This window comes from Bordetella holmesii (assembly GCF_020735985.1).
In the GTDB taxonomy this organism is placed as follows: Bacteria; Pseudomonadota; Gammaproteobacteria; order Burkholderiales; family Burkholderiaceae_B; genus Bordetella; species Bordetella holmesii.
The window spans coordinates 2,451,906-2,474,766 of record NZ_CP085973.1 but is presented as its reverse complement, the minus strand read 5'-3'; the positions used below and the strand labels follow the sequence as shown (position 1 = coordinate 2,474,766).

21 protein-coding genes, 1 other RNA gene and 1 pseudogene are annotated in these 22,861 nt (G+C 62.1%); 13 read left to right on the top strand and 10 right to left on the bottom strand.

From position 1 onward, the window contains the following. Positions 1-227: 227 nt before the first annotated feature. Both LK440_RS11875 and LK440_RS11870 read left to right on the top strand, forming a co-directional pair. Entirely contained in the window at positions 228-2,504 is a 2,277-nt protein-coding gene (locus tag LK440_RS11875; protein WP_005012399.1) for a cyanophycin metabolism-associated ABC transporter, read from the top strand. Continuing rightward, complete coding sequence (locus tag LK440_RS11870; protein WP_005012400.1) at positions 2,501-2,980, top strand: cyanophycin metabolism-associated DUF1854 family protein; 480 nt, start codon at positions 2,501-2,503, stop codon at positions 2,978-2,980. Before LK440_RS11875 ends, LK440_RS11870 begins: the two co-directional genes overlap by 4 nt. Here LK440_RS11870 and LK440_RS11865 read toward each other — a convergent pair. Further along, entirely contained in the window at positions 2,977-4,110 is a 1,134-nt protein-coding gene (locus LK440_RS11865) for a GNAT family N-acetyltransferase (protein ID WP_005012401.1), read from the bottom strand. The genes LK440_RS11870 and LK440_RS11865 overlap by 4 nt on opposite strands. Positions 4,111-4,162: 52 nt before the next feature. Here LK440_RS11865 and LK440_RS11860 point away from each other — a divergent pair, with 52 nt between their 5' ends. The 4 genes from LK440_RS11860 (at position 4,163) to LK440_RS11845 (ending at position 8,607) form a co-directional block, all read left to right on the top strand. After that, a complete protein-coding gene (locus LK440_RS11860; protein ID WP_005012402.1) occupies positions 4,163-4,966 on the top strand; it encodes a ferritin-like domain-containing protein in 804 nt (267 codons plus the stop codon). Between the two features lie 33 nt (positions 4,967-4,999). Next, a complete protein-coding gene (locus tag LK440_RS11855) occupies positions 5,000-6,208 on the top strand; it encodes a lytic murein transglycosylase (RefSeq protein ID WP_005012403.1) in 1,209 nt (402 codons plus the stop codon). Between the two features lie 81 nt (positions 6,209-6,289). Continuing rightward, on the top strand, positions 6,290-6,718 hold the full coding sequence (locus LK440_RS11850; protein WP_005012405.1) for a YidB family protein: 429 nt from the start codon (positions 6,290-6,292) through the stop codon (positions 6,716-6,718). 332 nt (positions 6,719-7,050) lie between these two features. Continuing rightward, positions 7,051-8,607 (top strand): sensor domain-containing diguanylate cyclase, encoded by a 1,557-nt coding sequence (locus LK440_RS11845; RefSeq protein WP_005012406.1) that lies wholly within the window; start codon positions 7,051-7,053, stop codon positions 8,605-8,607. A gap of 36 nt (positions 8,608-8,643) precedes the next feature. On the opposite strand, the gene LK440_RS11840 is transcribed toward LK440_RS11845, so the two are convergent. Further along, complete coding sequence (locus tag LK440_RS11840) at positions 8,644-8,964, bottom strand: hypothetical protein (protein ID WP_032966220.1); 321 nt, start codon at positions 8,962-8,964, stop codon at positions 8,644-8,646. A gap of 135 nt (positions 8,965-9,099) precedes the next feature. Here LK440_RS11840 and LK440_RS11835 point away from each other — a divergent pair, with 135 nt between their 5' ends. Both LK440_RS11835 and LK440_RS11830 read left to right on the top strand, forming a co-directional pair. Next, complete coding sequence (locus LK440_RS11835) at positions 9,100-9,831, top strand: SDR family oxidoreductase (RefSeq protein ID WP_005018961.1); 732 nt, start codon at positions 9,100-9,102, stop codon at positions 9,829-9,831. 58 nt (positions 9,832-9,889) lie between these two features. After that, positions 9,890-10,414 carry a DedA family protein gene (locus LK440_RS11830; RefSeq protein ID WP_005012409.1) on the top strand — a complete coding sequence of 175 codons (525 nt, stop codon included), beginning with the start codon at positions 9,890-9,892 and terminating at the stop codon, positions 10,412-10,414. Between the two features lie 51 nt (positions 10,415-10,465). On the opposite strand, the gene LK440_RS11825 is transcribed toward LK440_RS11830, so the two are convergent. Beyond that, positions 10,466-11,905 (bottom strand): NAD-dependent succinate-semialdehyde dehydrogenase, encoded by a 1,440-nt coding sequence (locus tag LK440_RS11825; protein ID WP_005012410.1) that lies wholly within the window; start codon positions 11,903-11,905, stop codon positions 10,466-10,468. An 84-nt stretch (positions 11,906-11,989) separates the two neighbouring features. Then, positions 11,990-12,133 carry a hypothetical protein gene (locus tag LK440_RS11820; RefSeq protein WP_017685898.1) on the bottom strand — a complete coding sequence of 48 codons (144 nt, stop codon included), beginning with the start codon at positions 12,131-12,133 and terminating at the stop codon, positions 11,990-11,992. Here LK440_RS11820 and LK440_RS18105 point away from each other — a divergent pair. The 3 genes from LK440_RS18105 (at position 12,072) to LK440_RS11805 (ending at position 13,704) form a co-directional block, all read left to right on the top strand. Then, entirely contained in the window at positions 12,072-12,578 is a 507-nt protein-coding gene (locus LK440_RS18105; RefSeq protein WP_406564554.1) for an integrase core domain-containing protein, read from the top strand. The genes LK440_RS11820 and LK440_RS18105 overlap by 62 nt on opposite strands. Positions 12,579-12,871: 293 nt before the next feature. Continuing rightward, entirely contained in the window at positions 12,872-13,201 is a 330-nt protein-coding gene (locus LK440_RS11810) for a type II toxin-antitoxin system PrlF family antitoxin (RefSeq protein WP_005012413.1), read from the top strand. Continuing rightward, a complete protein-coding gene (locus tag LK440_RS11805; protein ID WP_005012414.1) occupies positions 13,198-13,704 on the top strand; it encodes a type II toxin-antitoxin system YhaV family toxin in 507 nt (168 codons plus the stop codon). The genes LK440_RS11810 and LK440_RS11805 overlap by 4 nt, the downstream gene beginning before the upstream one ends. Positions 13,705-13,925: 221 nt before the next feature. Here the strand turns inward: LK440_RS11805 and LK440_RS11800 are convergent. After that, positions 13,926-14,867: pseudogene (locus LK440_RS11800) on the bottom strand (ISL3 family transposase); the annotation flags it as partial. 60 nt (positions 14,868-14,927) lie between these two features. Here LK440_RS11800 and LK440_RS11795 point away from each other — a divergent pair. After that, positions 14,928-16,048, top strand: a protein-coding gene (locus tag LK440_RS11795; protein WP_370510777.1) for an IS3 family transposase whose coding sequence is annotated in 2 segments (ribosomal slippage) — positions 14,928-15,168 and positions 15,168-16,048 — 1,122 coding nt in all. Because the reading frame shifts where the segments join, the coding sequence is not laid out codon by codon here. A 72-nt stretch (positions 16,049-16,120) separates the two neighbouring features. On the opposite strand, the gene LK440_RS11790 is transcribed toward LK440_RS11795, so the two are convergent. The 4 genes from LK440_RS11790 to argH form a co-directional block, all read right to left on the bottom strand. Continuing rightward, positions 16,121-17,341, bottom strand: a complete 1,221-nt coding sequence (locus LK440_RS11790) for an ISL3 family transposase (protein WP_005011985.1) — start codon at positions 17,339-17,341, stop codon at positions 16,121-16,123. 120 nt (positions 17,342-17,461) lie between these two features. Further along, positions 17,462-17,851, bottom strand: a transfer-messenger RNA (tmRNA) gene (gene ssrA, locus LK440_RS11785). A 58-nt stretch (positions 17,852-17,909) separates the two neighbouring features. Continuing rightward, on the bottom strand, positions 17,910-18,884 hold the full coding sequence (locus tag LK440_RS11780) for a Bug family tripartite tricarboxylate transporter substrate binding protein (protein WP_005012418.1): 975 nt from the start codon (positions 18,882-18,884) through the stop codon (positions 17,910-17,912). A 34-nt stretch (positions 18,885-18,918) separates the two neighbouring features. After that, complete coding sequence (argH, locus tag LK440_RS11775) at positions 18,919-20,427, bottom strand: argininosuccinate lyase (protein WP_005012420.1); 1,509 nt, start codon at positions 20,425-20,427, stop codon at positions 18,919-18,921. A 127-nt stretch (positions 20,428-20,554) separates the two neighbouring features. On the opposite strand from argH, the gene LK440_RS11770 reads away from it, so the two are divergent. Continuing rightward, positions 20,555-21,445: a LysR substrate-binding domain-containing protein gene (locus LK440_RS11770; protein ID WP_005012421.1), complete on the top strand. Its 891-nt coding sequence runs from the start codon at positions 20,555-20,557 to the stop codon at positions 21,443-21,445. Here LK440_RS11770 and LK440_RS11765 read toward each other — a convergent pair. Continuing rightward, a complete protein-coding gene (locus LK440_RS11765; RefSeq protein ID WP_025341354.1) occupies positions 21,436-22,623 on the bottom strand; it encodes an MFS transporter in 1,188 nt (395 codons plus the stop codon). The genes LK440_RS11770 and LK440_RS11765 overlap by 10 nt on opposite strands. Between the last annotated feature and the right edge of the window lie 238 nt (positions 22,624-22,861).

Below are 22,861 nucleotides of genomic sequence, written 5' to 3'. Positions count from 1 at the left end.
AATCCGGGTCGCGAGTAGGTCCGGGGGGCGCACGGAGAAAATGAAGTGCCAAGCGGGATTGTGCGGGGATATTTCCTACGGTGGAAAATATGAAAACCGGCTGCTACTATACGCCGCCTTTTCGGCCATATAAACTCGGGCTGTTGTAAGGAACGGACAGGTTTTCCGCCCTTGGTGGGGCAGGATGCCGCCAAGGCGGGTCGAAGCTTTGCTCGAAACGCGTTCTGATGAAAAAACACGATCCTAATTCCGGCGCTCTGGGGCGCGAGTTACCTACGAAGTGGCATGCCGACGTCAACGCCGAGTTGAACGCTGGCGAGACGCTGCTGGGCTGGCTTGAGACTGATCTTGACGCACGTCTGTGCTTTCGTCCAGGCTTGGTGCTGGTTACAGACAGCCGTCTGCTGGCCCGAACGCCTGAGGACAACCAGTGGCGTTCGTATCCGTTCGCGCCCGGGCAACAACTGAGCCTGCAGGATCACGCAGGGGCCGTTTGCCTGGAGTTGGCCAACAACCACGAGCGGCTGGCGCAGTGGCGGTTCACACTGGGCCATAACCCGGCGGCCTTGAAGCTGCTGACGGCTTTCGAGGGCCAGCAGGCCCTGCGACTGTCGCAGATTGTGGCGCCGGCCCAACAGGAGGCCATTTGCCCGACCTGCCAGAATCCCATTCCGCAAGGCCAGGACGACTGTCCGACTTGCGATGAGGAGGTGCAACCGTCGTCGACGTGGGCGTTGCTGCGCCTGTGGCGGTTTGCCCATCCCTATCGCCTGCCGCTGATCTCCGGCTTCATCCTGACGCTGCTGGCCACGGCCGCCACCCTCGTGCCGCCGTATCTCACCATGCCGTTGATGGACGAGGTGTTGATCCCTTTCCAGAATGGCGAAGTCATCGATTACAACAAGGTGCGGTTCTATCTGGGCGGGCTGCTTGCTTCGGCGCTGGTCGCTTGGGCACTGGGCTGGGCGCGCACCTATATATTGGCCTGGGTGAGCGAACGCATCGGGGCCGACCTGCGCACCTCGACATATGCGCATCTTCAGACGCTGTCGTTGGAGTACTTTGGCGGCAAGCGTACCGGGGACTTGATGGCGCGTATCGGCAGTGAAAGCGATCGCATATGCGTATTCATGTCGCTGCACCTGCTGGACTTCGCCACCGATGTACTGATGATCGCCATGACGGCGGTGATCCTGTTCTCGATCAATCCCTGGCTGGCGCTGGTGACCCTGCTGCCTTTGCCCTTCATCATGTGGATGATCCACGTGGTGCGCGACCGGTTGCGCCATGGGTTCGAAAAGGTCGACCGCATCTGGGGAGAAATCACCAACGTGTTGGCCGACACCATTCCCGGTATCCGGGTGGTCAAGGCCTTCGCGCAGGAAAAGCGGGAGGTCGAGCGCTTTCGTGAGGCGAATAATCGCAATCTCGAGGTCAACGACCGCGTCAACACGGTGTGGTCGCTGTTCTCGCCCACGGTCACGCTGCTGACCGAGATCGGCTTGCTGATCGTATGGATTTTCGGGATCTGGCAGGTATCGCAGAAACAGATCACGGTCGGTGTGCTGGCGGCTTTTCTGGCGTATATCGGGCGTTTTTATACCCGACTGGACTCCATGAGCCGTATCGTTTCGGTAACGCAAAAGGCAGCAGCCGGTGCCAAGCGTATTTTTGACATCCTGGATCACGTATCGAGCGTTCCGGAGCCGCAGAGACCGGTCACCCTGCCGCAAGTGCAAGGGCGCATCGAGCTGCGCGACGTGGGTTTTCGCTATGGCAACCGTTCTGTCATTCGCGGCATGAACCTGGCCATCGCACCGGGCGAAATGATCGGTCTGGTCGGGCATAGCGGCTCGGGCAAGAGCACGCTGATCAACCTGATCTGCCGGTTTTACGATGTTTCCGAGGGAGCAATCCTGGTTGACGGCCTGGATATCCGCTCGCTGCGGGTGGCCGACTACCGGGGAAACATTGGTCTGGTGTTGCAAGAGCCCTTTCTGTTCTTCGGCACGATTGCCGAGAACATTGCTTACGGCAAGCCCGATGCCACCCGCGAAGAGATCATCGCGGCGGCACGTGCCGCGCACGCGCATGAGTTCATTCTGCGACTTCCGCATGGTTACGATTCGCTGGTGGGCGAGCGAGGGCAGGCGCTGTCTGGCGGGGAGCGTCAACGTATCTCCATCGCCCGCGCCTTGCTGATCGATCCGCGCATCCTCATTCTCGATGAAGCGACCTCGTCGGTGGATACCACCACCGAGAAAGAAATCCAGAAGGCGTTGGACAACCTCGTACGAGGTCGAACGACGCTGGCGATCGCTCACAGGCTCAGTACGCTGCGGCGCGCCAACCGCCTGGTGGTGCTGGATCGCGGGCGCATTGTCGAAGAGGGCACGCACGAGGTTCTGATGGCTGCCGAAGGTGCGTATTACAAGCTCTATCAGGCGCAGGCGTGTAACAACGAGAACGAGGGCGGCGATGGTGACATCGCCGAGGTCGCATGACGGGGCGCGCCTTGGGCATGGATTTCCAATTGAAGCGCAATGAGATGGGCCGGCTTGTCCTCACGTTCAATGGGCAGACTCATGACGGTGTGATGCCCGTTCGGGCTTTTCCCATCAGTGCACCGGCCGGTGGTTTGTCGCTGGTCACCCCTGACGGGCGCGAGGTATTGTGGCTCGACAGCATCGACTGCGCGCCGGTTGGCGCGCGCGCCTTGATCGAAGAAGATCTGGCAGGACGCGAATTCATGCCCGAGATCCGGCGCATTGTCTCGGTGTCCACCTACGCCACGCCGTCGACCTGGCAGGTCGAGACCGACCGCGGCGACACGCAGTTCGTTTTGCGCGGCGAGGAGGATATCCGGCGTCTGGCGGGGCAGACCTTGTTGATCTCGGACAGCCACGGCATTCATTATTTGATCCGCGACGCCCTGGGGCTGGATCGGCACAGCCGCAAAATCCTGGATCGCTTTCTCTAGTCGTCCCGCCGCAGGGGAGTGTGGCGAGCCAACGTGTCGCGGTACTCGTTCACGGCCTCGGTTTCGCGTCCGAGGAAGTCGTCGATGGCTGCGGCAAAGCGCGGGTCGGCGATCCAGTGAGCCGATTGCGTTGGGGTGGGCAGCAGGCCCCGCGCCATTTTGTGTTCACCTTGCGCGCCGCCTTCGAAGCGGTCCAGACCCTCGGCGATGCAGTATTCGATGGCTTGCATATAGCAGGTCTCGAAATGCAAGCCCGGCATAAACTGCATCGTGCCCCAATAGCGCCCGTACAGAGCATCGGCACCGCACAGATTCAGGGCGCAGGCCAGGGGTTGTTCCTGGCAGAGCGCCAGCACGAGGACCAGGCTGTCGGCGTGCCGGGCATGCAGCCGCTCAAAAAACCCCCGCGTCAGATAGGGGGAGTTTCCATGCTCGAAGTAGGTGCGCTCATAGCAGGCATAGAAAAAATCCAGTTCGGCCGCGCCAATGTCACGGCCGCGAATATGCTGGAAATGCACGCCATGGGCCTGGGCTTTTTTTCTGTCCTGACGAAGTTTCTTGCGTTTGTCGTGATTGAACCCGGCCAGAAATGACTCGAAGTCGGCGTAGCCTGCGTTGCGCCAATGAAACTGCACGCCTTCGCGGACCAGACATCCAGCCTGGCGCAGCGCCGCTATGTCTTTCTCAGGGGCGAACAGGACATGCAACGACGATAGCTTCAAACCTGAGGCCAGCTCGACCAAGCCACGTGCGAGCATGGCCCGCGCCGTGTCGTCCGTGGCAAGCAGCCGCGGTCCGGGCACGGGCGTAAAGGGCACCGCCGCGAGCAGTTTGGGGTAATAGCGCATGCCATGTCGCTCGTAGGCGTCTGCCCAGGCATGGTCAAAGACATACTCGCCGCGCGAGTGCGTCTTGAGATAGAGGGGCACGGCGCCTGCCAGCTTGCCGGCGTGTTGCAGCGTCAGAAAAAAAGGCGTCCAGCCTGTGCGCGGGCCGGCGCAGCCGGTGTCGTGCAGAGCCGAGAAATATGCATGCGACAGTGTGGGGTGCGCGCCGACCAGTTCATCCCATTGCTCGGGATCCAGGCTTTCCAGGGGCGTGTCGACTTGCAGGCGATAAGCGTCATCCATACCGCAATGATAAAGTCCCGCCGGGGGTGCGCACACCGATAACGGGAACATCATGCAGCAACAGGGCGATAGCCTCAGGGCGCAGGCGATGGCGGCATTGGCCGCTCGATCCTGGCAAGACAAGCTGGCCGCGGTGGCGGCACTGGACGACGGGCAGGGCATTGGCGCCGATGGCGCGTTGACGCCGCCGCCTGGGTTGCCCGGCCGCCCAGACCGGCCCGAGCTTGTTCCGCCTGCACAGGTCAAACAGCGCTCGGTGCGCAACGAACAGGGCCGGGCCGCGCTCTTGCACGCCCTGGCGCACATCGAATTCAATGCCATCAATCTGGCCCTGGACGTGATCTGGCGTTTTCCGGGGTTGCCGGACCAGTTTTACCAGGATTGGCTCCAGGTGGCGCGCGAAGAGGCGTATCACTTTGACATGTTGCGAGTCCATCTCACCAGTCATGGATATGACTACGGTGATTTGCCTGCACATGGCGGCCTCTGGGAAATGGCCGAGAAGACCCGCGGTGATCTCCTGGCCAGGCTGGCGTTGGTGCCGCGTACGCTGGAGGCGCGCGGCTTGGACGCTTCCCCCCTTATTCGCGACAAACTCGCGCAGGCCGGTGATATGCGGGGAGCTGCCATTCTGGAGATCATTCTGCGCGATGAGATCGGGCATGTGGCGATTGGCAACTTCTGGTATCGACATTGTTGTGTGCTGCAGGGCCGTGACCCGCTCACCACGTATGCCGAGCTGAGCGCGCAGTACGGCGCGCCCAGGCTGCGCGGCCCCTTCAATGTGCCCGCACGCCGCGCTGCCGGCTTCGTTGATGCAGAGATCGAAGCGCTCGAGCGCCAGGCACAGGCGTAGCCGGACGGTACCGGCCACGTTTAGAATGCCCGCATGAAGACCTTTCCGATCCTGCTTGCCGCGGCCACGATGATGGCTGCCGGCCCTTCCCATGCCGAGACCTCTGCCGAGGATCTGGCCGCATACCGCCAGTGCCTGACCGAATTGCGCGCCAAGGCGCCGCAAGCCGGAGTCAGTGCCGCGACCTATGATCGCTACACCAAGGACTTGACGCCCGATATGGATGTCATCGGCCTGCTTGACGCTCAGCCTGAATTCAAAACGCCCATCTGGGACTATATGGCGGGCCTGGTCGATGCACAGCGCGTCGAGGACGGGCGCCAGGGTCTGGAGCAATGGAGACAGGTGCTGTCGCGTGCGCAGAACGAATTCGGTGTCGATCCCGCCACGGTCGTGGCGGTTTGGGGGGTGGAAAGCAATTTCGGCAAGAATCTGGGCGGACGTCCTCTGCTGACATCGTTGTCCACCTTGAGCTGCTTTGGGCGGCGGCAAAGTTATTTCCGCGGCGAGTTCCTGGCCACACTGCGCATCGTGCAGGACGAGCACGTCAACCTGGATCGCTTGAAGGGCTCCTGGGCCGGGGCCTTTGGGCAGACACAGTTCATGCCGTCGATCTATCTGCGCCTGGCCGTGGATTTCGACGGTGACGGCCGCCGGGACTTGATCGACAGCGTGCCCGACGCGCTTGGATCGACCGCCAATTTCCTCAAACGCGCCGGCTGGAACAGCGCCTTGCCCTGGGGATTCGAGGTCACTCTGCCCGAAGGGCTGGATACGTCGGCCGCTGGGCGGCGCAACAAGCAGCCCATGTCGGCCTGGGGCGCACGCGGTATCAAGCGCGCCGATGGCAAGCCGCTGCCGAGCGGGGATACGCCCGTCGGCCTGCTGTTGCCCGCCGGACCTGAAGGCCCTGCTTTTCTCGTGGCGCGCAACTTCGATGCGCTCTATTCGTATAACGCTGCCGAAAGCTACGCGCTGGCGATTGCGCACTTGTCGGACCGCTTGCGCGGTGGACTGCCGTTTGCGCACGCCTGGCCGACCGATGATCCGGGGCTGTCGCGCGCCGAGCGCAAGGAAATCCAGGAGTTGCTCGTCGCTCGCGGCTATGACATCGGCACCCCCGATGGCGTGATCGGCACGCGGACCCGGCAAGCGCTGCAGACGGTGCAGCGCGAGCTGGGCTTGCCCGATGATGGGCGCGCCGGCCAGAAAACCCTCAAAGCCTTGCGCGCGCAGCGCTGAGCATTTGCTTGCATAACGGCCGGGCCGTCGATGCCGCCCGAGTCTATACTGGCCTTCCCCGACAGTCTGAAGGAGTGCGTGATGAGTCTTCTGGATACTTTGTCTTCGATGGCCGGCGGAGACAGCAATCGCGGGTCCGCGGCGTCGCTCGTGCCGGCATTGATAGAACTGGTGGGTAAATATCCCGGCGGCCTGAGTAGCTTGCTGAATCAACTGCAAATGGGGGGTCTGGGTCCCGTGGTGGCCTCATGGCTGAGTTCAGGCCCCAATGAGCCGGTTTCGCCGCAAGAGTTGGGTGCGGCGCTGGATCCCGGCATCGTCAGCGACCTGGCCGAGCGCACTGAGCAGGACCACCATGCCGTGCTGGAAGGCTTGAGTTTCGTTCTTCCCAAACTGGTCGATCAAGCCTCGCCTGACGGCGCCGTTGCGCAGGGCCAGCAGGGGCTGGATGCCAGCGAGCTTCTTGGTTCGTTGGCCAGCCTGTTGGGCGGCCGCGGCCAGGCGGGTTAGCACACCGGGCCGCCGCTGCGCGTCAGGCAAGGTGCCCATGCCTGACTTTGGCGATCGCGTGTCCCTGTGGCGTAGTGCGGCGCGGGGCACCAATTCTCGCTGCTGACCGGTACTTGCGGCCAATAGCCGGGCAGCAGGGATTCGACGACACTGCTGCCGGTAGCGTGGCGGAGACCATTTAGCCTGTTCGTGGACATAATCAGAAATATTCAATTGATGGCATCCTGCAGCGACTCTGCGGCGCCGATGGCGGGCGGAGAATTTGCCGTGCGCGCTATCCGGGAGGCTATGATCCTAAGCCTTGCGGACTTGCGTCTTCGATCACTGTTCTGATGCGCCGACTCGATTTACGCCGTCTGATTCTGGGGCTGAGCATTCTGTCCTTGCTGCTGGCCATGGCCGGCGCCCTATATGCGAGCAGTGTGGTTCAGCGGGAAATCCTCGTGGGAAGTTCGCTGGAGGATAACCGCGCCTTTGCGCAGAAACTGGCGCGCAGCGCCGATATCTTTTTACGCGAAAGCCTGACCGAACTGGCTTACTCCGCCCGGCTGATAGGCAGGGAAGGTGGCACGGAGCAAAGCGTGCAGCGCGAGGTCGAACGCCTGAAAAATCAGAGTGGCAATTTCAATGCCACGGCATTCGTCAACGCCGATGGGGTCATTGCCGGCATCACACCGGCCGAGCCCGGCGTCGCCGGCAGGCAGGTGAGTACCAACGCCATGGAGCAGGCGCTGGCCAGCCGCTTGCCGCGCATCAGCGAACCCTTTCTGTCTCCTGGGGGGCGTTGGATCGTCGCCATATCCCAGCCGGTGTTCCTGCCCGATGGCCGTTTCGGCGGCTTCATCATGGGATTGTTGTACCTGCATGAGCGCAATGCCTTGGGAGAAATACTGGGCGAGCAGACGCACCGCAACGGGGCGTATCAGTATGTCGTGGATCAGCGCGGTATCTTGCTGTTTCATCCCAATTTGCGCAGCGTGGGGCAGATCGTTGACCAGAACGCCGCCGTACACGAATTGATGCTCGGCCAGGAGGGTGCCCAGCGGATCGTGAATACCGAGGGCGTGGATATGCTGAGCGGTTATGCCCTGTTGCGGGAAACCGGCTGGGGCGTGGTCGCGCAACGCCCCACCGACGGCGTGCTCTCGCGCACCCAGGTTTTGCTGTTGCGTACCATCCAGACGTCACTGCCCTGGCTGTGCCTGTCGTTGTTGTGCGTATGGTGGCTGGCCAATCGGATTGCGCGTCCGCTGGCGCAATTGGCGGGGGCCGCCGCCGATCTGGACAAGCCCCGCGTGGCCGACAGGCTCGCGGGGGTGGGCGCCTGGTATCGGGAAGCCGAGCAGTTGAAGACGGCGCTGGGCGCAGTCAGCCGCAAGATCGGCACGAAATTCAATCAGTTGCGCCAGGATAGCCTGACGGATGCCTTGACTGGACTGCTCAACCGGCGGGGTCTGGATGAAATCCTGCAAAGCGAGCCGCGCTATGGCAGAGCGATGGCCGTGCTCGCGGTGGACATCGACCATTTCAAATCCATCAACGATGGGCTGGGCCATGCGGCCGGCGATGCAGTCATCCGTGGTATTGCGGCGTTGCTACGCAGCCGTGCTCGTGCCAGTGACATGCTGGGGCGCTTGGGGGGAGAAGAGTTCGTGGTGATTCTGCCGAATACTGACCGGCCACAGGCGCTTCAGGCCGCCGAGCGCATTCGTGCCGCTGTCGAGACGTTCCAGGCCGTGCCGGGTGGCGCGTGCACGGTCTCGGTCGGGGTGGCGGTCTACCCGCACGAAGGCGCCTCCCTGACCGAGGTGCTCGCGCGCGCCGACGACGCTCTGTACGAGGCCAAACGTGGCGGCCGCAACAGGGTGTGCGATGCGGCCAGTATGTAATGGCGCCGTGCGCGCTGCGTGCCGATGTTTGCAGGTTCAGGGCTGATCGGCGTGCAGCCAGGGCAGGGGGCAGGGGCTTACCACGAAGCACAAGCCGGCATTGTCTTGCTTCCAGACAAACCCCGGGGCCAGGCGGCCAGCCATGGGCAGCATCAGCACATGCGGTTCGCCGCGGAAGTCGCCTTCCCAGCCTGCGCCTTCGGCCGCACTTTGGGCCTCGTTGAACGCCGCGCGCCAATCGTCGCGCGACAGCCCCTCATCCAGGCTATCCTCGGACAGGGCCAGAGCTTCGGCCACGGTCAGCAGGAAGTCCCAACCACCGTCGAGCGGGGGGATTCGATATACATGCCAGTTCATACGTTGCTGTACTCCTTGAGCGGTTCAGTGTAGCCAAGATGGCCAGGAACGGTTCGTCTGCGGTCAATGCACAAGCCGGCCCCGGCGGAGGGATTCCGGCGGTGCGTGACTGCGCACCATCACGAGGTAGATATTATGACTTTTCGTACCGCATTGATTACGGGTTCGTCGCGAGGCATCGGCGAGGCTATCGCCAGCCGGCTGGCACAGGACAATTATGCCGTTGCCATTAATTACGCGTCGCGCGGTGATGATGCCGAGGCTTTGGCTGGCCGATTGCATGCCAACGGCGCACGGGTGCTGGCGCTACAGGGCGATGTCGCCGATGCGGCCAGCGCGGCGGCGCTCTTTGACCGTGTCCAGGCGGAATGGGGTGGCCTGGATGTACTCGTGAACAATGCCGGAGTGCTGCAGACCGTGCCGCTAGCGGAGACAAGCGATGCCGCGTTCGATCACATGATGAACATCAATGTGCGCGGGGTATTCAACATGCTCAGGCTTGCCGCGCAGCGGGTGCGCGCCGGAGGTGCCATCGTCAACGTTTCGAGCACACTGGTGGCGACCAACCTGCCTGGCTACGGCGTATATGTCGCTAGCAAGGCGGCCGTCGAAGGTTTCACGCGGGTGCTGGCCAAGGAGTTGCGCGGGCGTGATATCACCGTCAATGCCGTGGCACCGGGCCCCGTGGCGACCGAGCTTTTCCTGTCCGGCAAGTCCGCGGAACAGATTGCAGGTTTCGCGAAGACCGCGCCGCTCGAACGTCTGGGCGAGCCCGCTGACATCGCCAACGTGGTGGCTTTCCTGGCCGGTCCCGATGGCCGCTGGGTGCATGGTCAGGTATTGCGGGCCAATGGCGGCCTGGCCTGATCCGGGTCAGGCGTTACCGTGAGGCTTTCTTCTGGTCTACGGAGACGCGTTTATCATCATGTTTGACTCGCTGCACGCGCTTTACTCCTCTCTGGCGGCAAAATTACCGGCGTTAGGGCCATGGCAGGGGCCACTGGCCTGCGCGCTCGCTTTCGTCAAATCGCTGCCGCTGGTCGCGCTTTTTATTCCAGGCACGGCGCTTTTGCTGTCTATCGGCGCGGCGATACGTTTGAGCGAAGCGGGCTTTGTTGAGGTCTGGCTGGCTATCTCGTTGGGAGCGGCGTTGGGGGACTGGGTGTCTTTCGCCGTGGGCGGCTGGGCGGGCCCGCGCGTGACGCATTGGCGCTGGGTCAAGCGTCGCCCGCAGCTTGTGTTGCGCGCGGCAGCGTTCGTGCAGCGCTGGGGAGTGCTCAGTATCTTGCTGTGCCGATTTTTTGGCCCGCTGCGTGCCACTGTTCCCATGGCCGCTGGCGTGTTCGGCATGCGGGCGGCCTGGTTTCAGGCGGCCAATTGGGTTTCTGCACCCCTATGGGCGGCCGCGCTGCTGTTGCCGGGCTGGTTGGGCAGCAGTTGGCTGCAATAGCGGCCGGGCGCCAGGCCGCTATTGCCGCAGCCCGGCGCTTTAAATGAAGCTTCAGACCCCAACGACCGATACGGCCTTGGTCACCAAGTAGGCTTCCAACGCCTCGGGGCCGCCTTCGGATCCATAGCCAGAGTCCTTGACCCCGCCAAATGGCAGCTCGGCCGACGGCGTCGCTGGCTGATTGACCCAGAGCATACCCACTTCGAGACGGCGCGAGAGTTCATGCACGGTCTTGATCGAACGCGTGAATCCATACGCCGCCAGCCCGAAAGGCAGACGGTTGGCCTCGGCGATGGCTTCATCCAGCGTATCGAAGCTGCGGATCGCGGCGATCGGGCCGAACGGCTCTTCATTGAAAATGTCTGCATCCAGCGGCACGTCCGTCAGAATGGTCGGTGCAAAGAAGTTGCCTGCGCCGCCCACGCGCGCGCCGCCGGTCGCCACGCGGGCGCCTTTTTCGTTAGCGTTCTTGACGATTTTGTCCATGGCGGCCAGGCGCCGGTCATTGGCCAGCGGGCCCAGCGTGGTGCCTTCGGCCAGACCATCGCCGAGCTTGAGCTTTTCGGCGTGAGCGACAAAGGCGCGTTCAAACTCCGCCTTGATGCTCTTGTGCACCAGAAAGCGCGTAGGCGAGATGCAGACCTGGCCCGCATTGCGGAACTTGGCCCCGCCGGAGGCCTTGACGGCGAGTTCGACATCGGCGTCTTCTGCCACGATCACCGGAGCGTGGCCGCCGAGTTCCATGGTCACGCGTTTCATGTGGCGGCCGGCCAGCGCAGCGAATTCCTTGCCCACCGGTGTCGAGCCGGTGAACGTCACTTTGCGGATCACGGGGTGGGGGATGAGGTAGCTGGAGATCTCCGCCGGCGAACCAAATACCAGGCCCAGGACACCTTTGGGGATACCCGCATCAACAAAACAGTTCAACAACGCGGCTGGCGAGGCCGGGGTTTCTTCGGGCGCCTTGACCAGGAAAGAGCATCCCGAGGCCAGAGCGGCGCCGAGCTTGCGCACCACCTGGTTGACCGGGAAATTCCAGGGCGTAAAGGCCGCGACGGGGCCGACGGGCTCTTTGATGACCAGTTGTTGTGCCGCTACATTGCGCGAGGGCACGATACGGCCATACACACGCAGCGCCTCATTGCCGAACCAATCGATGATGTCTGCGGCGGCCAGGACTTCGCCGCGCGCTTCGACCAGCGGTTTGCCTTGTTCGCGCGTCAGCAGGCGGGCGACGGCGTCGGCGCGCTCACGCAGCAGCGCTGCCGCCTTACGCATGATGCCGCAGCGCTCATGGGCGGACATGTCACGCCAGGTTTCGAAGCCGCGCTGCGCGGCAGCCAGGGCGAGATCCAGATCCTGCCGGCTGGCGCTGGCGACCCGGCCGATCTTCTGACCGTTGGCCGGATTGACGACATCGATGAATGCGCCGCCCTGGGCCTGACGCCATTCGTTGTCGATCAGTAGCAAAGTATCTGGGTAGTCGCTCATGAGTATTCCGTGGTTGGGGATTAGGACGATGGCGGCCGCAGGCGCACATCATGCCGGTCGGGCTATTTTCCAGGTGCGCATCCTTCAGTGCAAGGTCGAACGCGAAATGCACAACGCCAGCGCCGTGGCGTTGAGGTGCAGGTTGCGGCATGCAAGCGCGTCAAAAATGGCGTGTGCGTCAGCAGCATCGCCGTGCGCAGGCATCGCCTCCTGGGCCAGCGAGCTCAAAGGGCCTGGCAGGCAATGCAAGGCGATCTGCTGTTCCTCGCATAGCGTCAGCGCGCAACGTGCTGCAGTTCCTGGACGTTACCTGGCCAATGATAACGGCTCAAGGCCAGACGCGCCGCCAGTTCTCTCCTGCCGGATCGCAGAAAGCCTTGGTCAGAGCCAGTGTCAGCACAAGCCGGCCCGACTCTTCACGTCTCGTAGCTACGCCGCCTTGGTGCGAGGCTACGGGCTGCGCCAGGAATTCATCACGCCGCACTGCCCGCCGCAAAACGGAATGGTCGAACGTGTGATCCGCACGTTGAAGGAACAACGCGCACATCGGCATCGCTTCGAGACCATCCAGCATGCCAGCCGTGTTATCGGGGGCGGGATACGCTTTTACCACCACCGCCGCCGCCCGCATCAGGCGCTCGGCATGAAACCCCCGGTCAACGCATGTGCATAGCCGCTTAACCTGAGCCAGCTTCTGCTGGGTCATGACAAAGAACAACCGGCAAAGTTGGGGTTTCTGAGTGTGGTGGCGCAACACGGAACCGAACCCGCGTTCGATTTCTGAATAAAAGTCCGTCCGCAAAACCGCAATCCCCACTTTGAGTCATTTGGCTGTTTTCGCGGACATTGGCCGGACCGGGGGTGGCGGCATGGCTTGCGGCACTCGGCGAACAATGCATTTGCATTGATTTGGCAAGGCTAATGCATTACCATGTGAGGCATTCACGTCTTTGACCGGATAGCGCCATGTCCGCCACCCTCGAAGCCCAATCCACGTTGACCGACCGCTACCAGACCACGGTGCCGGAAACCGTGCGTCGCGCCCTTCGGCTGGGCAAGCGCGACAAGATCCACTACTCCATCCGCCCCAGCGGCGAGGTGGTGCTGACGCGCGCCGAGATGTCCGAGGGCGACGACCCGGTGCTCGGACAGTTCCTGAGCTTCCTGGCCCGGGACATTGCTAGCCATCCTGAGCGCCTGCAGTCTGTGGATGCCGCCCTCGTCCAGCGTCTGCAGTCCCTGGTCGGCGGCGTCGAAGTCGATCTCGATGCCGTCCTGTCGGCTGGCGATGAATGAGCACGGGCAAGCCCGAACCCTTGGTCATTCATGGCTGGACGGTCTTCGCCCACTCGCTGTTCCTTGCACAGATTGAAGCGCTGGCACAGCTGGTCGAGGCCTTGAAGCAACAGGATCCGGTCGGGTACGTGAAAAAGAACGCCAGCAAGCGATTGGCGGCCATCACGAAGTTGGCCTTCGATGTCGTCCCGCAAGATCCGGCCCGACCGGAGTATCGCCAAGGCGGCACCCTTGGCCATGATCACAAGCACTGGTTCCGCGCGAAGTTCTTCCAGCAGTACCGGCTGTTCTTTCGCTATCACGCGCCCAGCATGGTGATCGTGTTCGCGTGGGTCAACGACGAGGGCACCAAGCGCGCTTACGAGAGCAGCGACGATGCCTACCGGGTGTTCCGCAAGATGCTGGAAAGCGGCCGTCCTTCGGACGACTGGAACCAGTTGCTGACCGAGGCCCGGGCCGAGGCGCAGCGCTTGCAGCAGTTCGCCGCTGGAGTCACGTCATAAGGCTTGGCGTCTTCGGCGAGCAGCGTTGTCATGGGGTTATCTGTCGTGGCGCAGAAGATGCACTATCCCGTGATGACCGATAGGCAGGTTGTCACCCGATAGAAGGTCGGCATGAATACCCTGCGGCGCTGGCGCCTCGACAATGAACATCCCCCGTTTACGGGGTTGAGCCGCTGCAACCGGGAACCGCGTCAACACTGGGGGACCGGGCAAAAAAAAGTTCATCGAGGAATACCGGGGAATGCAGACCGGATCTTGAGGAAGAAGTACTCCTGATCGCGGTAGCCGTAGGCGCGGCGCTTGATGACTTTGATGGTGTTGTTGATGCCCTCGACGATGCTGGTGTTGAGCCGGTGGCGACAGCGAGACAGAATCCCGTGCAGATAGGCTTTTAGCTTGAGCGCGAAGTGAGCCAAGGCGGCGATGCCGCTGCCCTGAGCCTGTTGCAGCCAGTGATCCCATGCCTGGCGGGCGTAGCCGGGGTGTTGGTAGAACCACAGCTGTTTGAGCTCATCGCGCATCAGATAAGCGGTGAGCAAGGGCTGGTTGGCCTGGAGCAACTCGTCCAACTTTACCGATTGGCACGGATCGAGGTTTTTGCGATTGCGCAGCAGTAGCCAGCGACTGGACTTGATCACCCGGCGGGCCGGCTTGTCGTGCCGCAACTGGTTCGCTTGGTCTACACGCACCCGGTCTATCACTTCACGGCCGTACTTGGCCACGACGTGGAACAGGTCGTAGACGATCTCGGCGTTGGGGCAGTTGGCCTGGATCTCCAGCTCATAGGCCGTCGTCATGTCGATCGCTACGGCCCGGATCTGCTGGGCAACTCCAGTTGGCAGTTGTTCGAAGAAGGCTCTGGCCGTCTCGCGCGAGCGGCCATCACCGATCCATAGCACCTGACGGCGGATCGGATCGACAACGACCGTGGCATAACGATGGCCCTTGTGTAGAGCGAACTCGTCCATCGCTAGGTAGTGGATCTGGCTCCAGTCCGGCTCTTGGATCGCCCGTCGCAGCAGGGCCTTGTCCAGCGCCTTGACCGTGTGCCAACCCAGTTGGAAGAAGCGCGCCACGGCCAGAATGTTGCTGGACTCAAGCAACTGGCTGACCGCCTCGGCCAGCCGGTCGGTCACTCGCTGGTAACGGCCCAGCCAGCTCAGTGACCTGCTCCCCGTGATTAGTACGAAATCGATGTAGAGTCCGTTCCCAAAGGAATGGCAATGAAGAAACGATTTACGGAAGAGCAAATCATCGGCGTGCTCAAGGAAGCCGATGCAGGTGCCAAGCCCGCAGAGTTGTGCCGCAAGCACGGAATCTCCGAGGCAACGTACTACAACTGGAAGGCGAAGTTCGGTGGCATGACGGTGTCGGACGCTCAGAGGCTCAAGGAGCTGGAGCAGGAGAACAACAAGCTCAAGAAGCTGTTGGCCGAGTCGATGCTGGACAAGGCGGCGCTTCAGGATCTGCTAAGCCGAAAGTAGTCAGCCCGCAGGCCAAACGCGAGGCGGTCAGGACATTAATGACCGAGCGCAGCATGGGTGTTACCCGGGCCTGTGGGCTGGTAGGAATTTCGCGGTCGCTGTTTGCCTACGAGAGCACACGCTCAGGCGATGCTGCGCTGACCGAGCGCATGAAAGAGATGGCAGTGGCGAAACGACGCTACGGCTATCGGAGGATCCATGTGCTCTTACGTCGCGAAGGCTGGCAAGCAAATCACAAGCGAATCTGGCGGCTGTACAGTCTGGCAGGGTTAAGCGTGCGAAAACGAAAGCGTAAGCGAATCGCGGCGACCGAGCGCGTGGTTCGCCCAGCGGCAATCGCGCCGAATCAGAGTTGGTCAATGGACTTTGTGGCCGACGGCCTAGCCTATGGCCGCCGATTCCGCTGTTTGACTATCGTCGATGACTACACTCACGAATGCCTGGCCATCGAGGTCGATACGTCGTTGCCGGGACTGCGTGTTGCCATGGTGCTGCAACGGCTGGCGGAGATGCGTGGCCTGCCGCGATCTATTACCGTGGACAACGGGCCAGAGTTCGCCGGAAGAGCCTTGGACGCCTGGGCCTACCAAGCAGGCGTAAAGCTGTCGTTTATTCGGCCGGGTAAGCCGGTGGAGAACGCTTATATCGAAAGTTTCAACGGCAAGTTCCGCGACGAATGCCTTAACGAGCACTGGTTCTTGTCCCTGCGACAGGCTAAAAGCTTGATCGAAAACTGGCGAGTCGAGTACAACACCGATCGGCCTCACAGCGCGCTCGGATATTTAACGCCGGCGCAATTCGTGCAGGCTCATCAGAAAGAAGGTCTTTTACCCCTGGGCTCTATGTCGGTGCCGTACTAAATCTGGGGGCAGGTCAGTCCCAATGCATTCACGGCCCCGATCTGACAGCAGACTGCAGGCAAAAAAAATGGTTCATCGAGGAATACCGGGGAATGCAGACCGGATCTTGAGGAAGAAGTACTCCTGATCGCGGTAGCCGTAGGCGCGGCGCTTGATGACTTTGATGGTGTTGTTGATGCCCTCGACGATGCTGGTGTTGAGCCGGTGGCGACAGCGAGACAGAATCCCGTGCAGATAGGCTTTTAGCTTGAGCGCGAAGTGAGCCAAGGCGGCGATGCCGCTGCCCTGAGCCTGTTGCAGCCAGTGATCCCATGCCTGGCGGGCGTAGCCGGGGTGTTGGTAGAACCACAGCTGTTTGAGCTCATCGCGCATCAGATAAGCGGTGAGCAAGGGCTGGTTGGCCTGGAGCAACTCGTCCAACTTTACCGATTGGCACGGATCGAGGTTTTTGCGATTGCGCAGCAGTAGCCAGCGACTGGACTTGATCACCCGGCGGGCCGGCTTGTCGTGCCGCAACTGGTTCGCTTGGTCTACACGCACCCGGTCTATCACTTCACGGCCGTACTTGGCCACGACGTGGAACAGGTCGTAGACGATCTCGGCGTTGGGGCAGTTGGCCTGGATCTCCAGCTCATAGGCCGTCGTCATGTCGATCGCTACGGCCCGGATCTGCTGGGCAACCCCAGTTGGCAGTTGTTCGAAGAAGGCTCTGGCCGTCTCGCGCGAGCGGCCATCACCGATCCATAGCACCTGACGGCGGATCGGATCGACAACGACCGTGGCATAACGATGGCCCTTGTGTAGAGCGAACTCGTCCATCGCTAGGTAGTGGATCTGGCTCCAGTCCGGCTCTTGGATCGCCCGTCGCAGCAGGGCCTTGTCCAGCGCCTTGACCGTGTGCCAACCCAGTTGGAAGAAGCGCGCCACGGCCAGAATGTTGCTGGACTCAAGCAACTGGCTGACCGCCTCGGCCAGCCGGTCGGTCACTCGCTGGTAACGGCCCAGCCAGCTCAGCCTCTCCAGATGCGGTCCACCGCACTGCTCGCACCAGACCCGCCGACGCGGCACTACCAGCGTCACTCGCAGCGCCATTAGCGGCAGATCCCGCACCCGGCGCGTGGTCGTCTCATGCACCTGCCGACATCGGTTGCCGCAGTGCTCGCAGTGCATCGTTCGCGCTGAAGGCTTCAGGTAAATCGTGACCGTCCGGCTCTCACCTTCAGGCCACACGACCCGCTCCACCCGATAACCTTCCCACCCACCCAACCTCTCGATCGTCTTGCGGTCCAGCATGATCCCGGCCTTGATCCTTGAAAATCAAGGATCAAGCGTAACGGCAATCAAGCACGGCTCCACGCTATTCCGCGATGAACCAAAAAAATCCCAACCGGCAAAGGTTGGGATTTCTGAATTTGGTGGAGCCGGGGGGAATTGAACCCCCGTCCGCAAGCCCTCCACAGTCAGTTCTACATGCTTAGTCGATCTATTTGGATTTAACCCCGGACTTAGCCGATCAACGGGCCGGACCGAGGCGATTCACGTAATTTAAATCTGAGCCGTGTGACCCCAGCGCAGACCGATTCCTTGTGAATAACGTTGCTGTGGTTCGAGGGTTGCCCCCCTAGGAAGTTGCCTTCCTCCACCTGACCCAAGGACAGATCAGTGCAACGGCTCACCGCTTAAGCGGCGAGAGCGAAACGCTCGTCGTTGGCGTTTGTTTTGTTTCCAGTGGATTTACGAGCTTACTGGTGCTCGGCATGCCCTGAGCTGCTTCATGACCCACGTCGAATCCGGATCGGCCCCTAGGGAACTTCCTATTGTACGTTAAATGGGTGTCGGGCGCTGGATGGCAAGCGCACGTTCAGTTGGTCTGGATATGGGCGCTGTCAATGATTTGGGTCCAGCGCCGGGTTTCACCTGCCGAGAGCTTGGCCAGATCGTCGGCGGTACCGGGATAGGGCAAGGCGCCTTGATCGGCAAGAAGGGAGACGGTGGCCGGCTCGCGGGCGATGGCGAGGATGGTTTCCTGAAGTTTCTGGATGATCGGCGCGCTGGTGCCGGCCGGGGCCATGACGCCATACCAGGACTCTACGACGGCGTCGGCCACGCCGCTTTCGGTCAGGGTAGGTACATCCGGGATGGTGGAGCTGCGTTGCGCACTGGCCACTGCGAGAACACGAATTTTGCCTGGTTTGATATAGGCCAGGACGTTGGGCAGGTTGGCAAACAGGATCTGCACTTGGCCGGAAAGCAGGTCCGCGGTGGCGGGGCCGGCGCCACGATAGGGAACGTGGGCGAACTGGGTGCCGGTACGCGCCATGAAGAGTTCACCGGTCATGTGGTTGACGGATCCGATGCCAGCGGAGGCCATGTTGAGCTTTCCGGGGTTGGCGCGCGCGTATTGGAGAAGCTCTGCCACGCTTTTGGCCGGCGTATCGGCGGAGACCGCCAGTACGTTGGGTACAGTGGCAAATAAGGCGATGGGAGAAAAATCGTTTTGAGCGTCGTAGTGCAGCTCCCGGGCCAGCAGTGGCTGGATGGACTGCTGGCCCATCGTGGCCAGTAGCAGGGTGTAGCCATCTGCCGGCGATTTGGCGACAAAGCCCGCCCCGATGCTGCCGCCACCACCAGGCTTGTTCTCGACGATGACGGTCTGCCCCAGGACTTCGCTCATCCGGGTGGCGAGCAGCCGGCCCATGAGGTTGACGGTTCCGCCTGGCGCAAAAGGCACGACCAGGGTGATGGGCTTATTGGGATAAGACTGGGCGCGTGCCTGGGGGGCTGGCCCGAAGCCGAGGCCAAGAGCAATGCAGGCTGCCGTGGCGATTTTGAACATGGTTTTCCCCTTGTGTATGAATGGTATGGGAGGATCAGTGCGTCTGGGCGAGTAGTTCGTCCATGCCTTGGCGCAGTTGCTTCTGTGCGCGGGCGACGCGTTGCACGGTGTGCTCCAGGCTCAGGCGCCGCGTCTGCAGGGCCTGATCTTGTTCTGCGAGTCTGGCCGCAACGAGTTCGGAAGCCGGGCCACCGCCGGAGCGCCGCGCGTTGACGTTGCGCACCGGGTCCAGGCAGCCGCGCAGTTGTGCTTCGGGCAGCATGATGGAGCGGCCCAGTTGCTCAAGGGCGGCGTCATGGATCATGGCGGAACTGATCTGATGGGCGGCCAGGCCCTGTTCCAGGGCCTGGCGCACGACGGCGCCGATGATGTGATGGGCGTCCCGGAAAGAGATATCGGCGTCTCGCACCAGCAGGTCGGCCAGATCGGTGACGGTAGAGAAGTCTTCGGCGGCATGCGCGGCCATGTGTGCGGTCTTGGGCTGCGCTTCGCGCACGACCAGCTCCATCAGCGCGAGGCAGCGTAAGGCTTCTTCGCAGGCTTCCCAGCAGGTCCGCGTGCTCTCCCGGCTGCTATCGCCGGAGTGCGTGAAGTGCGTGGACTTGACCGTGGACAGCGCCGCGCCGGTCAGGCCGATGAGGTGACCGGTTTTACCCCGCAGATACTCGAGTACGGCCGGGTTTTTCTTCTGCGGCATGATGCTCGATGTACTGGCGACCCGGTCGGGGAAGGTGAGCAGGCCGAACTCCGGCGTGGACCAGATGTAGAAGTCCTGAACCAGTCGGCTGCAGGTCACCATCATGATGGATAGCGCGGCGCTCAGTTCAAGCGCAAAGTCGCGCGAAGCCACGCCGTCGAGCGCATTGGCCAGCGGTTGGCTGAAGCCCAGCCACGCGCTGGTTTGGCTACGGTCGATGGCAAAAGAGGTGCCTGCCAGGGCGCAACTGCCTAAAGGGGAGCCATCAGCGCTGTCCATCGCATGCAGCAGACGGTCGAGATCCCGCATCCAGGCGTCGGCGAGCGCCGATAGGTAATAGCCGAAGGTGATGGGTTGGGCGGCCTGCATATGCGTGTAGCCCGGCATGACGCTGCCAGTGTGCGCCGTTGCCTGAGCCAGGGCTGCGGCGATCAGTTTGGACAGCGCCTGGCCCAGGTGCAGGATGTAGTCGCGGGCTTTGATGCGATCGATCGTCGCACCCATGTCGTTGCGGCTGCGCGCCGTATGAAGCCGGCCTCCCAAGTCGGGGCCGACCAGCTTGATCAGGTGAGCTTCGTAGTTGAAATAGGCCTCCTCGCGAGCAGCGTCCAGTTCGATGACATCCGGGCCCTGCGCTTGCATCTGCAGCAAGGCGCGCGCCAGAGGTTGGGCTTTGCCGGGCTCGAGGATGCCTTGCGCATGCAGCATCAGCAGGTGGGCCTGGTTGATCTGGTTCAGAAGCTCGAAATTGGCATGAAACTCCCGCGTCAGACGCGGCAGGAACACGTATTGAATGACCTCTGGAGCAAGGGCTTGCTTGAGGCGGCTGCTGACTTTGGATTCCATTTCTCTGTCTTCAGAAGCAAAACCCTAGTCTCCGTTTTGAGTGATTCATGCGTTAAATCAGATATTTACAGCTATCAATACATATTTGATATGCTTTGGCCCGTGTGCACAGGCACGGGAGGCAGGCATGAATTTCAAGCAAGTCGAGGCGTTTCGCGCGGTGATGATGACGCGCTCGATGACGGCCGCCGCAGGGCTGTTGCATACCTCGCAGCCCAACGTCAGCCGCTGGATTGCGTTGCTTGAACAGGCGCTGGGCTTTGGCCTGTTTCAACGGGTGGGGACACGGCTGATTCCCACGCCTGAAGCCGAGGCGTTTTATGGTGAAGTCGAGCGCGCCTTCATTGGTCTGGAGTCGCTCAATGAAAGCGCCAGCTCGATACGCCGCCGAGGCACAGGGCTGCTACGGGTGGGGGCCGTCGGCTCCATCACCCAATGTGTGCTGCCCGATGCGCTGCGGTTGTTTCGGCAAACGGTATCGGACATCCCGGTGGTCATGAGTACCGGCGGCTCGGATGTGGTTGCCAAATGGATGGCAACGGGGTTCTGCGATATCGGTTTTTGTTCTTTCCTGACCGACATCCCGACGCTGCGTTTCGAGCGTATCAATACCGCGTATGGGGTGGGCATCGTCGCACGCTCGCATCGGCTGGCACGCAAGCGGCGCCTGGTGCCGGCCGATTTCGCCAACGAAGATTTCATCTCACTGCCTGCAGGCAGCTATAACCGCGCGGCCATCGACAGGCACTTTCCGGATGACGCACGCTTGCTGTCCATCGAGACGCCGTATGCCACCACCATCTGCAGCATGGTGAGCCGGGGGCTGGGGGTGTCCATCGTCAATCCCGTGGTTTCGCGCGCCATGCGCATCGCGGACTTGCGTGAACTGCCGTTCTCCGAAGAGGTGGCTTTCCATAGTTTCGCCGTGACGTCGGAGCAATTTCCGGTCAACGGCCTGGCGCTCAAACTGAGAGACTGTGTGCACCAGGCCTTTACGTTGCTGAGTTATCAGGCCTGACTGACCGCCGCGTCACACGATGCGGTGGTAGTCTGCCGGCGTCTCGTGCATGCCATGAGCGCGATGGCGAGCGTCAGGGCAGCCAACAAGATGAGCGACGAAAACCAACCCAGCGCGTGCAATCCCCATTGGTCGATGACGTTGCCGCCCACGGCAGCGCCCAGGCCGATACCGATGTTGGCTCCGGAGATATTCAGCGACGCGGCAAAGGCGGGTGCCTGCGGGGCGGATTTCATCACTCTGACGTGACACACGATAAAGAGTGCGGCCTGTGCGATACCCCAGGCACCCAGGGTCAGCGCCAGCGGCAGCGGTGCGCGCATCGTCAGAGAGAGAATCGCCAGACTGATGGCCGTCAGCGCGGTAAAGAGCGCGGTGGCACCCAGCGGGGTTTTGTCCACCAGCCGTCCACCCAGTGTGTTGCCCAGAATACCAATTGCGCCGAACCCCATCATGCTCCAGCCGACCAGGCGTGCGTCCAAGCCGGCCAGACGTTCCAGCATATCGGCCAGATAGGTGTATGCCGTGAACATCCCGGTGAAGACCAGCAGCGACAGCACCACATGAGCAAGCACGATGGGGTCGCGCGCGATACGCAACTGGGCAGCCAGCCGCAGGCCGTCGCGTGGGCTGCGCAGGCGGGGAAAGCGCCAGGCCAGCAATAGCGCCTTGGCGAATGACAGCGCGGCCAACAGGCCGAAGGCGGCGCGCCAGCCCAAGGCATCCGAGATCAGCACGCCCAGGGGAATGCCGAAGACGGTGGCCGCCACGATGCCGAATGCCACCATGGAGATCGCCCGCCCCGCATGGGCGGGGCCGACCACTTCAACGGCCGTGGCGCTGGCCAGTGACCAAAAGACGGGTAGCGCCAATGCCGGGACGAAGCGCGCTACTGCCATGATCCAGATATTGGGCGCATAGGCGGCCAGTACATTGGACAGGCCGAACAACACCAGTATCCCGATGAACAGGCGCTTGCGCTCCAGGCGCGCGGCGAGCGCCGTGAGCAAGGGGCCCGTGCTCGCCACTGTAAACGCAAAAAGCGAGACCAGCAGGCCGGCCTGCGAGACGGTGACCTGCAATTCTCGCGCCATGGGCGGCAACAGGCCAATAATAAGAAATTCCGTGGTCAGGATGGTGAATCCTGCCGCAGACAGCAGCACGATGGGTAAAAGCATGGGGGTCTCGTGGCGGGCCGCCGCGCGGTCAGAGCTGCGCGAGGCCATGTGAACAGATCGGGTGGGTCAACCCGCCCGCGGGCCCAAGGGGGCCGCGGAGGACAGCCATTGTCCGACGCCGCTTCAACGCGATAAAGAGGGTTGCGCCGCCAGGACTGATTGGCCAGCCCGAACAATCGCCGCGCGCGAGCAGGCGGTTATGCGTTGGCGGGTCTGCGCCTCAGGCACAGATTCGCTG